We start from the raw sequence: 13,018 nt of genomic DNA, 5'->3' as shown, positions 1-13,018 counted from the left end.
AGCCGATTGCTCCGGGCCGCTTCTGCGTGATGTCTTCGGGACGCCCGGCGGCTCAGCCGTTGTACGGCTTGGCGTCGAGGATCTTCACCGACGCGGTCTTGCCGTTCGGCAGCTCGTACTCCGCGTCGGCGCCGACCTTCTTGCCGTTCACACCCGACCCCAGCGGCGACTGCGGGGAGTAGGTCTCGATGTCCGCGCTCGCGTACTCCCGCGAGGCCAGGAGGAAGGACAGCGTGTCGTCCGGGTCCCCGTCGAACGCGATGGTGACGACCATGCCAGGGGCGACCGTGCCGTTGGCCTCGGGGGCTTCGCCGACCTTCGCGGACTCCAGGAGCTGCTTGAGCTGGCGGACGCGCAGCTCCTGCTTGCCCTGCTCCTCCTTGGCCGCGTGGTACCCGGCGTTCTCCTTCAGGTCACCTTCCTCGCGGGCCGCCTGGATCTTCTCGGTGATCTCGGCGCGTGCGGGACCAGACAGGTACTCCAGCTCGGCCTTGAGCTGGTCATACGCCTCCTGGGTCAGCCAGGTGACGTTCTCGCTGGTCTGGGTCACAGGTGCTCCTCGTCGGTACTGGGGATAAATCAAACGCCCTACCTGGAAGGTTTGCGCCTTCACCGGTGGGCGAAACCACGAGCCTAACAATTCCGGCACAAAAGGGGGAAGGGGAATTTCACAGTGATGGCACAGGAATGCATCGCCGCTGATCAGAGGCGATCGGGCGGCGCACAGGGCTCGTCCGAACGTGTCACCGGGAGGTCGCCGAGACCGTCGCGCGACCCCGATCCGGGCGTCCCGGGGTCAGCTCTTGCCGGCCGCCGTGCTCGTGCAGCCGACCAGCACGGCGTTGGTCGCGCGCTTGGTCGTCCGCACCGAAACCTCGGTGTCGACCTGACCCGAGCGCTGGTCGATGGCGACGTCCTTGCGGCCGACCTCGGAACCGTCGGTGGCCTGCGAACGCAGTGTGCACACCCCGGTGTCGTCCTTGTCCTTGACCACTTCGAGATGGACCTTGACCTCGTGGTCGGAGACCGCTTCCCAGGTGATGATCCGGCCGCTGAGGTCCTGCCCGGAGATGTAGGAGGCGCCCAGCCAGCCGACCACGCCGAGCAGCACCGCGCCCAGCACCGCACCGACGATCTTGAGCGTGCGGTCGGCGCGCTGGTCGGCGGAGCGCCCGTAGCGTCCGTCCGGCAGCCCTTCGCGCACCGCGGTCATGATCCATCCTCCTGGTTGGGGACCTGGGAACCAGCAGACCCTCAGGGGTCCCGCCCCAGGGAATACAGCGCCCCCTCGCTTCGGTCACTATAGGAGGCATCTTCTCCGGCGCTTCACTGAGGATCGAGTCTTGACTGAGCAGCTGCGATTGATGGCGGTCCACGCCCACCCCGACGACGAGTCGAGCAAGGGGGCGGCCACCATGGCCAAGTACGTGTCCGAGGGGGTGGACGTGCTGGTCGCCACCTGCACAGGGGGCGAGCGAGGCTCCATCCTCAACCCCAAACTCCAGGGGGACCCGTACATCGAGGAGCACATCCACGAGGTGCGCAAGAAGGAAATGGACGAGGCCCGGGAGATCCTGGGCGTCAAGCAGGAATGGCTGGGTTTCGTCGACTCCGGGCTCCCCGAGGGCGACCCGCTGCCGCCGCTGCCCGAGGGCTGCTTCGCCCTCCAGGACGTCGACGTCGCCGCCGGGCGCCTGGTGGAGCTGATCCGGAAGTTCAAGCCGCAGGTCATCACGACCTACGACGAGAACGGCGGCTACCCGCACCCGGACCACATCATGACCCACAAGATCACGATGGTGGCCTTCGATGCGGCCGGTGACCCGGAGAAGTACCCGGAGGCCGGTGAGCCCTGGCAGCCGCAGAAGCTCTACTACAACCAGGGCTTCAACAAGCCGCGTACCCTCGCGCTGCACGAGGCGCTGCTGGCGCGCGGCCTGGAATCGCCCTACGGCGAGTGGCTGGAGCGCTGGAAGCAGTTCGAGCAGCGCGAGCGGACCCTGACCACCTACGTCCCGTGCGCCGACTTCTTCGAGATCCGCGACAAGGCGCTGATCGCCCACGCCACCCAGATCGACCCCGACGGCGGGTGGTTCCGGGTGCCGATGGACATCCAGCGCGAGGTCTGGCCGACGGAGGAATACGAGCTCGCGAAGTCGCTCGTGGACACTTCCCTCCCCGAGGACGACCTCTTCGCGGGCGTCCGCAACAATTGAGGCCATGATGAGCGCGACCAGCACCCTCGCCCTGACGCACTTCGTCACCCTTGCCGACAGCTTCGACAAGGACAAGGTGACGCCCGGCGTCCTCGGCTTCATCGTCTTCGCGGTCATCGGCGGTGCCGTGTGGCTGCTGATGAAGTCCATGAACAAGCACATGCGGAAGGTGGACTTCGAGGAGCCCGCCGAGGACGGTCAGGGCGGCACCACCGCCCAGGCCACCGCGGCCCCGGAGCCCAAGACGAGCTGACGGCCCGTGCGCCGGGCGCCGGCGCGAGGACCGGGTGACGGTCAGACGAACCGGCCGCCTGGCAGCGGTCGGCCGACCGGCCCGGCGGCTCGCCGATCCAAGCGGTCGGCGAGCCGTGCCGCGGGCCGGACGCCCGCCGGCCCGCTACCCCGCGGCCGCCGGCTCCGTCGGCACGCCCATGACCTCCCGGGCGTGCCGGTCCGGCACCATGCCGAGCCGCCACGCCTGCCAGCCCGTCTCCGGCTCCACCCCGCGCTCCAACAGCAGCGCGAAGGTCCCCGCGCAGTCCTCCAACTTGGCGTCCCGCCCGTCGTGCCGCTCCCGGACCAACTGCGCCAACTCCTCCTGCGCCACCGCCGTGCCGACCACCGAGCCGCCCGGCGACGCGAACGGCAGCAGCGTGCACCGCAGGAACCGCGCCCAGTCCTCGCCCCGCCGGTCGCCGTAGCCGGCGAAGAGCTCCGCGGCCTCGGCGGCCAGCTCCAGTGCCTGGGCCGCGCGGCCGTTGCCGGCGTCGACGACCACCAGCTCCAGTACCGACCACGCCTCGCCGTGCGCCACCTTGATCCGCTGGAAGTCCTTCCGGGCGTCCTGGAGGAGCTGGCGGGCGAAGCCGCTGTTGCGCAGCGAACCGGTCTGCTCGGCCCGTAGGTCCCGGGTCACCCGGCCCGCGTGGTGCCGGGCGCAGGCCAGGCCGTAGCCGTCGTGCATCCGGCTGAACAGATTCCGCGAGCGCTCCAACTGCCGCAGCGCCTCGTCGCGCTCGCCGCGCTCCTCCAGCGCCTGGCCCAGGTAGTACATCGTCCACGCCTCGCCGCGGGCGTCCTCGTGCTGGCGGTGCAGCGGCAGCGCCTGGCGAAGCTGGTCCACGGCGGGCCCGGGGTCGCCGGCCACCAGGCGGGCCCGGGCCAACTGCGTCATCGCCCAGGCCGTGCCGCGGTCGTCGTGGGTGCGGCCGTACAGCTCCAGCGCGGACGACAGCGCCGCCTCCGCCTGTGGGACGTCGCCCCGGCGCAGATGGACCTGGCCGAGCTGGAAGTGCGCCCACGCCTGGCCGTGCAGGCTCTCGCTCTCCTCATGGAGCTCCACCGATTCGCGCAGCATCACGAGCGCCTCGGCGAGCCGGGCCCGATCCCGCTCGACGGCCGCCAGGGCGTGCAGCGTCCACGCCCGGTCGCCGCGCATCTCCGGGCCGGACTGGAGCTCCAGCGCCTCCCGCAGCTTGGCCGCGGCCTCGGTGAGATTGCCCTGCTGCTGGAGCGTGATGCCCAGGTCGCGCAGCGCGCGGGCCGCGCCGACCGGGTGCTGCGCCTCGAAGTAGAGGTCGACGACCGACGACAGGGTCGTCCGGGCCCGGTCCAACTCGCCGAGCTGGCGGGCCGCGACGCCGGTGCGCCACTGCACCGAGCGCACCAGCATGCCCTGGCCGGCCGCCCGGGTCAGCTCGCTCAGCTCGCCGAGGCGGTAGAGGTCGCCGCGCAGCAGGCAGTAGTCGCACAGCGCGCCCAACAGGTGCGCGACGGTGTCCTGGTCGACCTCCTGGTCGGCGTGGCGCAGTGCGGCCGTGATGAAGCTGGTCTCGTCGTCCAGCCAGGCCAGGGCGGCGTCCAGGGACGCGAAGCCGTGCGGGCCGAAGCGGTCGGCGCGGGTGGAGGTGTTGCCGTCGACCAGCCGGATCACCGCGTCGGCCAGCTCCGCGTAGCCGCGGATCAGCCGCTCCTGGGCCGCGGCGCGCTCGGCCGGCTCCTCCTCGTCCGCCAGCCGGGCGTGCGCGAAGCGGTGCACCAGGGGGTGCAGGCGATAGCGCTCGCCGCGGACGTGCTCGATCAGACCGGCGCCGGCCAGCGCCGTCAACTGCCGCTTCGCCTCCGCCTCCGGGAGGCCCAGCAGCGCCGCCGCCGCGGCCACCCCCAGGCTCGCCCGGCCCACCAGGGCCAGCCGCCGCAACAACTGCCGGGCCTGCGGCGGTTGGTCGGCGTAGCGCAGCGCCAGGGCCCGCGCTACCGGGGCCGACTCCTCGACCGCCGCCAACTCCCGGGCCAGCTCGGCGGGGGAGCGGCCGCCCAACGTGGAGCCGGCCACCCGCAGCGCCAGCGGCAGCCCGCCGCACAGCTCGGAGATCCGGTCGATGGACTGCGCGTCGTACGGGCCCGCGTCGTCGGCCGGCTCCTCGGCGGAGGCGGCCGCCGCGCGCAGCAACTCCTCGGTGCCCACGGAGTCCAGCGCGGTCAACGGGAGCTGGTGCACATGCGCCTCCAGATCCGCGGGGAGGTCGAGCGGCGTACGGGCGGTGACCAGCACCAGGCTGTCCGAGCCGTCCGGCACCAGGGCGCGGACCTGCTCGGCGTCGGAGGCGTCGTCCAGCAGCACCGTCACCGGCAGGTCCGCCAGGTGCTGGTGGTAGATCTCGGTGAGCCGCCGGACGTGCTGCTCCTGGGAGGGGCGCTCGCGGAACAGCAGTTGCTCGCGCGGCGCGCCCAAGCGGTTGAGCAGGTGCAGCAGCGCGTCCCGGGTGGGCAGCGGCACCTCGCCGGGGGTGTCCCCGCGCAGGTCCACCAGGCACGCGCCGCGGAACTGGTCGCGCAGCTGATGCGCCGCCCGCACCGCCAGCGCCGTCCGCCCCGAGCCGGGCTCGCCGTGCAGCACCACCACGATCGGCCGGGTCTCCGTGCTCGCCCGGCCGGCCTGCACCCACTGGGCGAGCTGCGCCAGCTCCGTCCGGCGGCCGGCGAACCGCCCCGCCGGCTGCGGGAGTTGGGCGAACGACCGCTCCAGGACCGACCGCCGGCGGGCCGCCGCGCTGCGGTCCGCACCGCGCAACTGCGGCCCGCGGGAGCCCTTCCCCGCCGGCCGGGCGGCGGACGCGGAGCCGCCGCGGGTCGCCGCGGTCAGCATCCGCTGCTGGTCCAGGAACGGCCGGATGCCCCGCACCTCCAGCGCCGTCAACCACTGCAGCCGCAACTGCTCGGGGCCGCCGGGCTGGCCCCGCATGCCGGCCTGCCGGTGCGCCGCCGGGAGGTGGCCGGCGGTCAACTTCACGACCGTGGCCACCGCGCCGCCCACCAGGGCCGCGGCGCCCGCGCCGAGCGCCGGCCCACTGCCCGTGCCGTACGCGAGGTCGGCGCCGAACGCGGCCGCCGCGGCCACCACCGCCGTCACCGCCGCGGTGCTCAACTCCTTGCGCGTCAGCCGCTCCGACAGCGGCCGCCGGCCGGCCGCCGCCTCGTCCAACGCGCGGACGTAGGCGCCGTACTCCTCCGCGGCGGGGGCGGCCAGTTCGCCCAGCGCCGCCCGTGCCCTGCTCAGCAGCGTCGGCCCGTCGAGCCGGCCGCCCGAGCGGCGCACCTCCTCCGTGACGGTCCGCTCCAGCAGCGCGTCGGCCTCCTTGCGGTGCCCTTCGCGCAGTTCGACCAGTTCGCCTGGCATGCCCGTCCCCCTCCAGCAGTCGCCAGGAGCCCTGGCGGTCAATCCAGCAGTCCCTCGGCGGATCCCCCGTGCGGCCGGCGCGTCCCCGCGCCGCCGCGGTCCCGCCCCGGCGTGATCACCGCCGTACGCACAGTCTTCCGTCTCCAGGCGGATTCCGGCAGGGCTGTGGACAACTCCCGCCTCTCCCGGCACCCAAGGCTCCCTTGGGAGAGGATGGCCCCATGCCGAACCGCCTGGCTCATGAGACTTCCCCATATTTGCTCCAGCACGCAAACAATCCGGTGGACTGGTGGCCGTGGTCCTCGGACGCGTTCGAGGAGGCCCGCCGGCGCGGCGTACCGGTGCTGCTCAGCGTCGGCTACAGCTCCTGCCACTGGTGCCACGTCATGGCGCACGAGAGCTTCGAGGACCCGGCGCTCGCCGCGCTGCTCAACGAGCACTTCGTGGCCGTCAAGGTCGACCGCGAGGAGCGCCCGGACGTCGACGCCGTCTACATGGAGGCGGTGCAGGCCGCCACCGGCCAGGGCGGCTGGCCGATGACCGTCTTCCTCACCCCCGACGCCGAACCCTTCTACTTCGGCACGTACTTCCCGCCCCAGCCGCGGCACGGCATGCCCTCCTTCGGGCAGGTCCTCGAAGGGGTCCGGGGCGCCTGGGCCGACCGGCGCGACGAGGTCGGCGAGGTCGCCGGCCGGATCGTCGCCGACCTCGCGGGCCGGTCGCTGGCCGAGTCGCTGCCCGAGGGGGAGCAGCGGCCCCCGCGCCCCGAGGAGCTGGCCGCCGCCCTGATGGGGCTGACCCGCGAATTCGACGCGGTGCACGGTGGGTTCGGCGGCGCGCCCAAGTTCCCGCCGGCCATGGTCCTGGAGTTCCTGCTCCGCCACCACGCCCGGACCGGCTCCGCCGGGGCCCTGGAGATGGTCGAGGCGACCTGCGCGGCGATGGCCCGCGGCGGGATCTACGACCAGCTCGGCGGCGGCTTCGCCCGCTACTCCGTGGACCGGGAATGGGTCGTTCCGCACTTCGAGAAGATGCTCTACGACAACGCCTTGCTGTGCCGCGTCTACGCCCACCTCTGGCGCGCCACCGGCTCCGACCTGGCCCGCCGGATCGCCCTGGAGACCGCCGACTTCATGGTCCGCGAACTCCGCACCGACCAGGGCGGCTTCGCCTCCGCGCTGGACGCCGACAGCGACGACGGGACCGGGCGGCACGCCGAGGGCGCGTACTACGTGTGGACGCCGGGGCAACTGCGCGCCACCTTGGGGGAGGAGGACGCCGAGTTCGCCGCCACGTACTTCGGCGTCACCGAGGAGGGCACCTTCGAGGAGGGCGCCTCCGTCCTCCAACTCCCCGACACCGGTGAGCTGGTGGACGCCCAACGGGTGGCGTCGGTGCGCGAGCGGCTCCTGGCGGCGCGCGCCCAGCGGCCCCGCCCCGGGCGGGACGACAAGATCGTCGCCTCCTGGAACGGGCTGGCCATCGCCGCGCTGGCGGAGACCGGCGCCTACTTCGACCGCCCCGACCTCGTCCAGGCCGCCACCGACGCCGCCGACCTGCTCGTCCGCGTCCACATGGACTGGCAGGCCCGGCTGCGCCGCACCTCCCGGGACGGCACGGCCGGCGGCAACGCCGGTGTCCTGGAGGACTACGCCGACGTCGCGGAGGGCTTCCTCGCGCTGGCCGCGGTCACCGGGGAGGGCGTCTGGGTGGAGTTCGCCGGCTTCTTCCTGGACACCGTGCTGGTCCAGTTCACCGCCGCCGACGGCACCCTCTACGACACCGCCGCCGACGCCGAGCGGCTGATCCGCCGCCCCCAGGACCCGACGGACAACGCCACGCCCTCCGGGTGGAGCGCCGCGGCCGGGGCGCTGCTCTCCTATGCCGCGCTGACCGGCAGCGCGCTCCACCGGGACGCCGCGGAGCGCGCGTTGGGCATCGTCACCGCCCTGGGCGGCCGGGCGCCGCGCTTCATCGGCTGGGGGCTGGCCGTCGCCGAGGCCGCCCTGGACGGGCCGCGCGAGGTCGCGGTGGTCGGCCCGGCGGACGACCCGGCGACCCGCGCGCTGCACCGCGCGGCGCTGCTGGGCACCGCCCCGGGCGCGGTGGTGGCACTGGGCACCCCCGGGGCGGACGAGGCCGCCGAGGTGCCGCTGCTGATGGCCCGCCCCCTGGTCGACGGCGCACCGGCCGCCTACGTGTGCCGGCACTTCACCTGCGAGCGGCCGACGACGGACCCGGAGGAGCTCGCGGAGCGGCTGCGCGACTGAGGCGGCACGGCGGGGCCGTGGCCCGATTGCCGGCCCGGCCCCGCCGCAAGTCCTAGGACCAGCGACCGAATTGAACTTGACGCGTGCGTCAAGTTCTAGCCTTCGGGCATGACGAACCGCACGCATCGTGAAGTCCGCCTGGCCGCCCGCCCCACGGGACCGGTCACCGACGACCTCTTCGAGCTCGTGGAGGTCCCGGTTCCGGAACCGGCGCAGGGCCAGGTGCTCGTACGCAACACCCTGATGGCGGTCGCCGCCGTGATGCGCACCCTGATGGACGAGGTCACCGGCGTCCCGCTGCCGTCCTTCCAGGTCGGCGAGGCGCTCAACGGGCCCGCAGTCGGCGAGGTGGTCGCCGCCCCGGGGACCGACCTCAAGCCCGGCGACCTGGTGGAGCACCACTTCGGCTGGCGCGAGTACGCGCTGCTGGACGCCGGCGACGTCCAGCGCCACGACGCCGCCGAGCTGCCCGACCCGGCCGGCTACCTCTCCCAGGGGCCCACCGCCCTGATGGGCATCGACGTCGGCGCCGAAGTGCGCCCCGGCGACACGGTGTTCGTGACCGGCGCGGCGGGCGGTGTCGGCTCGCTGGCCGGCCAGCTCGCCAAGGTGCGCGGCGCCACCCGGGTCATCGGCAGCACCGGCTCGCGGGAGAAGGCCGACCGGCTGGTCAAGGAGTTCGGCTATGACGCGGTGGTCATCCGCGGCGCCGGGCCCATCGAGGAGCAACTGCGCGCGGCCGCCCCGGAGGGCGTCGACGCGGTCTTCGACAACGTGGGCGGCGAGCAGCTCCAGGCCGCGATCGCGGCGGCCAACCGGGGCGCCCGGATCGCCCTGGTGGGCGCGCTCTCCAGCCAACTCGCCGACGGGGGTGCCGTCGCCGTCCCGATCGACACGCTGTCGCTGCTCGCCCGGGGCATCACGATGCGCGGCGTGGCCCTCTACGACCACCGGGACCTGATCCCGCGGTGGAACGAGCTGTTCGGCAAGGGGTTGCGCGAGGGCACCCTCACCTTCCCGCACGCCCGCCTCCAGGGCATCGCCCAGGCCCCGCGAGCCCTCCAGGAGCTGATCGCGGGGAAGCATCTGGGCGCCGTACTGGTGGAGTTGTAGGGAGAAGTCGGCGGTACGGACCCGACCTCCGGGGGAGGGGAGCGGGCCCGTAGGGGCGCCTTGGCCCTGCCAACCCGAGGGCGTGCGGTGCGGCCGGTGCGCCAACTGGGCCACCCTTCCAGGGGGTTTGCGCCCCGGAGGTAGCCTGCAAGGGTGACGATCCTGCTCGGGTGCCGCCCCCTCGCCCAGGAGGCCGCGGCGCTGCGGTCCGGTGCGGACGACCCCGTCGACGCGGTGCGCCGCACCTGCGACCGGATCGACGCCGTGGACGGGCGGGTCCGGGCGTTCGTGCCCGAGCCGGGGTGGCGCGCCCGACTGCTGGCCGCGGCCCGGGGGTTGGCCGAGACCGCCCCGCACGGCACGGGCGGGAGGCCCGTCCTGTACGGCGTACCGGTCGGGATCAAGGACATCGTGCACGTCAACGGGCTGCCCACCCAGGCCGGTTCGGCGCTGCCGCCCGAGGAGCTCGCCGGGCCGCAGGCGACCGTCGTGGACCGGCTGCTGGCCGCGGGCGCGCTGATCGCGGGCAAGACCGTCACCGCGGAGTTCGCGGTCACCGCCCCGGGACCGACCCGCAACCCGCACAACACGGCGCACACGCCCGGGGGTTCGAGCAGCGGCTCGGCCGCCGCGGTCGCCGCCGGGATGGTCCCGCTGGCCATCGGGACGCAGACCGTCGGCTCGATGATCCGGCCCGCCGCCTACTGCGGGGTGGTCGGTTTCAAGCCGACCTACGGACGGATCCCGCTCGCCGGAGTGATCCCGAACGCGGTCAGTTTCGACACCCTCGGGTGCTACGCGACGGACGTGGCGGGCATCGCGCTGGCCGCCCCGGTGCTCTGCGACGGGTGGCGGGCCGCGGCCGGGCCGGGGCGCCCGCCGGTGCTGGGCGTACCGGTCGGGCCCTATCTGGACCGGGCCGGCGACGAGGCGCTGCGGGCCTTCCGCGCCCAACGGGAGGCGCTGACGGCGGCCGGCCACGAGGTGCGCGAGGTGCCCGTGATGGCCGACTTCGCGGGGGTCGTCGAGCAGCTCTTCACCATGAACCGCTACGAGGTCGCGCGCGCCCACGACCGGTGGTTCGCCCGTCACGGCGCCCTCTACCGAGAGCAGACCGCCGCCGCTCTCCGCGAGGGTCAGCCGATCGGGGACGCCGCCTACCAGGATGCCCGGGAGCGCCGTGCCGTCTTCCGGGAGCGGCTCGCGGCGGACGGGGCGGACGCCGGGATCGACCTGTGGATCGCGCCGGCGGCCACCGGGCCCGCGCCCGCCGATCTGGCGACCACGGGCAGCTCGATCATGTGTCTTCCGTGGAGCAACGCCGGGCTGCCGTCGCTGAGCCTGCCCGCCGGCCGGGCCGCCGACGGGCTGCCACTGGGGCTCCAACTGGTGGGCCGGTCCGGCGCGGACGAGGAGCTGCTGTCCTGGGCGGCCGGCATCGAGCGCGCGCTGAACGGGATGGCCGGTGAGCGTCGCGGCCCAACGGCCGGGAAGTAGGGGGAAGTACGAGATCGGAGGGGAACGGCGGGTGCGGATCGGGGACGCGGCGGCGGCAGCCGGGCTGACGCCGCGGGCGCTGCGCTACTACGAGCAGCAGGGACTGGTGGCGGCCCGCAGGACGCCGTCGGGCCACCGGGAGTACGACGCGGAGGACGTCCGCCGGCTGCGGGCGGTCCGCGAACTGCGCGAGGCGGGACTGACGGTGGGCGACGTCCGGACCTTCGCGCACCTGCTGCACACCCTGCCACCGGAGGGCGTACCGGACCTGATCGGGACCGAACCGGGGACTGAACCGGGGGCCGGGCGGTGTGCGGCGGCGGAGGAGGTGGCCCGGCGCCGGCTGGCCGAACTGGACGGCCATATCGCGCGGTTGACCCGGTTGCGGGCGCGGTTGGCCGCGCGGTTTGGGGAGCCCGACGGGCGGCCCGGCGGGCGGCCCGGCGGTTAGGGGTGCGCGCTTTAGAGGGTGAGCCCGCGGGCCAGGACGTCCATCGACCGGTCGATCAGTTCCTCCGGGTTCGTCGCCCGGGTGTCCTCGGCCCAGTGCAGCAGCGCCTCTTGGAGGGCGGCCAGGGCCGCCGCGCCGACGACCCGGATGCCCAGGTCGTCCGCCGGCCGGTCGGTGCGTTCGGCGAGGGCGGCGCTGATGAGGTCGAGGTGCCCGGCGATGAGCTCCGCGGTGCGGCCCCGGACGGCGGGCACCTCGCGGATCAGCCGGATGCGCTGGACGAGTTCGCCGCGGTCGGCCGCGTCGATGCCGCGCATGATCCCGACCGTGACGTGCCGCAGCGTCTCGATGAGCGGTTCGCCGGCCGGGCGGGCGCGGATCCCGTTCTCCAGTAGGGCGCCGTACTCGTCGGTGAGGACGATGTCCTCCTTGGCGGGGAAGTAGCGGAAGACGGTACTGGGGGAGACCTCCGCGGCCTCGGCGATCCGGTCGACGGGGGTTGCGTCGTAGCCCCGTTCGGCGAAGAGCCGGAAGGCGGCCCGGCGGATCGCCTGGCGGGTCCGGAGCTTCTTCCGCTCGCGCAGTCCGGGCTTCGGCTTCCGGGGCGGTGCGGCGGCGGGGGTGCGTGCGGAGACCATGCGCCTCATTGTCCCCACTCGTCGCGGGACCGATGCCCGGCGGATTGATAGCCCCCTGACTGTCAGTGGGGTGTGTCACGCTGTGACGCGGGAATGATTACTGTCGGTGACGTTCGGAGGGAGGCGTGACGATGCGACCTGCGATCCATGGGTGCGCCGCGTTCGCCGCCGCGCTGTGCGTGGGCGGCTATCTGCTGGGCGGTGAGTCGTTGGTGACGGCCCTGGTGCTGGCCGGGGTGGCGGTCCTGGCGTGGCGGGTGGCCGCGGCCTCGCGGCCGCGGCCGGGGTGGCGCGGGGGGATGACCGGAAGACCGGTGGGCGGACCCGGGACGCCCCGCGCCCGGGTCCGGCCCGCCTCAGGGGTGCGAATACGCGACGAGCGAGATGCCGACGTAGTGCACCACGAAGGCCGCGAGGGTGAAGGAGTGGAAGACCTCATGGAAGCCGAACCACCGCGGTGACGGATTGGGGCGCTTGATGCCGTAGATCACGCCGCCCGCGCTGTAGAGCAGCCCGCCGACGATGACGAGGACGAGGACGGCGATGCCGCCGGTGCGCAGGAAGTCGGGGAGGAAGAAGACGGCCGCCCAGCCCATCGCGATGTAGCAGGGGGTGTAGAGCCACCGCGGGGCGCCGACCCAGAAGACCCGGAAGGCGATGCCCGCCAGCGCGGCCGCCCAGACCGCCCAGAGCAGTATCTGTCCGCGGGTGCCGGGCACCAGCAGCAGCGTCAGCGGCGTATAGGTGCCGGCGATGATCAGGAAGATGTTGGCGTGGTCGAGCCGGCGCAGCACGCCGTCCATCCGCGGGCTCCAATTGCCGCGGTGGTACAGCGCGCTGACGCCGAAGAGCAGGCAGGCGCTGAGGGTGTAGATCGCGCAGGCGAGGCGGCCGCGGGGGCTGTCGGCGAGCGCGGTGAGCAGGACGCCGGAGAGCAGGACGGCGGGGAACATCCCGGCGTGCAGCCAGCCGCGCAGCTTCGGTTTGAGCGGCGCGGCCGCGGCGGCGACCGCCGTGCCGGGCTCGGTCCTGGGCGGCCCGGCAGGGGGTTGGCTCTCGGCGGCGTCAGGCGCGGAAGTCATGGCGCAATGCTACCTACGCAACCGTAGGTTACAGATCGTCCGGAAGTGGTGACGGTCACCACGGCGCCCCCT

The 13,018-nt window shown here is 73.8% G+C and carries 11 protein-coding genes; 6 read left to right on the top strand and 5 right to left on the bottom strand.

Annotated features, from left to right (window positions below):
- Window positions 1-52 precede the first annotated feature (52 nt).
- Window positions 53-550, bottom strand: coding sequence for a transcription elongation factor GreA (gene greA / locus PV796_RS15010; protein WP_274913639.1), 498 nt, complete (start codon window positions 548-550; stop codon window positions 53-55).
- A gap of 246 nt (window positions 551-796) precedes the next feature.
- The gene (locus PV796_RS15005) at window positions 797-1,213 is read right to left on the bottom strand and encodes a DUF4307 domain-containing protein (protein WP_274913638.1); all 417 of its coding nucleotides are present in this window, start codon (window positions 1,211-1,213) and stop codon (window positions 797-799) included.
- Window positions 1,214-1,343: 130 nt separating this feature from the next.
- Here PV796_RS15005 and mca point away from each other — a divergent pair, with 130 nt between their 5' ends.
- Window positions 1,344-2,216 carry a mycothiol conjugate amidase Mca gene (gene mca / locus PV796_RS15000; protein ID WP_274913637.1) on the top strand — a complete coding sequence of 291 codons (873 nt, stop codon included), beginning with the start codon at window positions 1,344-1,346 and terminating at the stop codon, window positions 2,214-2,216.
- A 4-nt stretch (window positions 2,217-2,220) separates the two neighbouring features.
- Complete coding sequence (locus PV796_RS14995) at window positions 2,221-2,469, top strand: hypothetical protein (RefSeq protein ID WP_274913635.1); 249 nt, start codon at window positions 2,221-2,223, stop codon at window positions 2,467-2,469.
- A 144-nt stretch (window positions 2,470-2,613) separates the two neighbouring features.
- Here PV796_RS14995 and PV796_RS14990 read toward each other — a convergent pair whose 3' ends face one another.
- Entirely contained in the window at window positions 2,614-5,895 is a 3,282-nt protein-coding gene (locus PV796_RS14990) for a tetratricopeptide repeat protein (RefSeq protein ID WP_274913634.1), read from the bottom strand.
- 221 nt (window positions 5,896-6,116) lie between these two features.
- On the opposite strand from PV796_RS14990, the gene PV796_RS14985 reads away from it, so the two are divergent.
- The 4 genes from PV796_RS14985 (at window position 6,117) to PV796_RS14970 (ending at window position 11,226) form a co-directional block, all read left to right on the top strand.
- Window positions 6,117-8,165: a thioredoxin domain-containing protein gene (locus PV796_RS14985; protein WP_274913633.1), complete on the top strand. Its 2,049-nt coding sequence runs from the start codon at window positions 6,117-6,119 to the stop codon at window positions 8,163-8,165.
- A gap of 108 nt (window positions 8,166-8,273) precedes the next feature.
- Window positions 8,274-9,278, top strand: a complete 1,005-nt coding sequence (locus tag PV796_RS14980) for an MDR family NADP-dependent oxidoreductase (protein WP_274913631.1) — start codon at window positions 8,274-8,276, stop codon at window positions 9,276-9,278.
- Between the two features lie 153 nt (window positions 9,279-9,431).
- Complete coding sequence (locus PV796_RS14975) at window positions 9,432-10,775, top strand: amidase (protein ID WP_274913629.1); 1,344 nt, start codon at window positions 9,432-9,434, stop codon at window positions 10,773-10,775.
- Window positions 10,776-10,806: 31 nt separating this feature from the next.
- On the top strand, window positions 10,807-11,226 hold the full coding sequence (locus PV796_RS14970; RefSeq protein ID WP_274913628.1) for a MerR family transcriptional regulator: 420 nt from the start codon (window positions 10,807-10,809) through the stop codon (window positions 11,224-11,226).
- 11 nt (window positions 11,227-11,237) lie between these two features.
- Here PV796_RS14970 and PV796_RS14965 read toward each other — a convergent pair whose 3' ends face one another.
- Window positions 11,238-11,864: a TetR/AcrR family transcriptional regulator gene (locus PV796_RS14965; protein WP_274913627.1), complete on the bottom strand. Its 627-nt coding sequence runs from the start codon at window positions 11,862-11,864 to the stop codon at window positions 11,238-11,240.
- A gap of 356 nt (window positions 11,865-12,220) precedes the next feature.
- Window positions 12,221-12,946 (bottom strand): PAQR family membrane homeostasis protein TrhA, encoded by a 726-nt coding sequence (trhA, locus tag PV796_RS14960; protein WP_274913625.1) that lies wholly within the window; start codon window positions 12,944-12,946, stop codon window positions 12,221-12,223.
- Window positions 12,947-13,018 lie beyond the last annotated feature (72 nt).

It is taken from the genome of Streptomyces sp. WZ-12, assembly GCF_028898845.1.
Lineage (GTDB): Bacteria > Actinomycetota > Actinomycetes > Streptomycetales > Streptomycetaceae > Streptomyces.
This window is presented reverse-complemented; position numbering and strand designations above follow the sequence as displayed.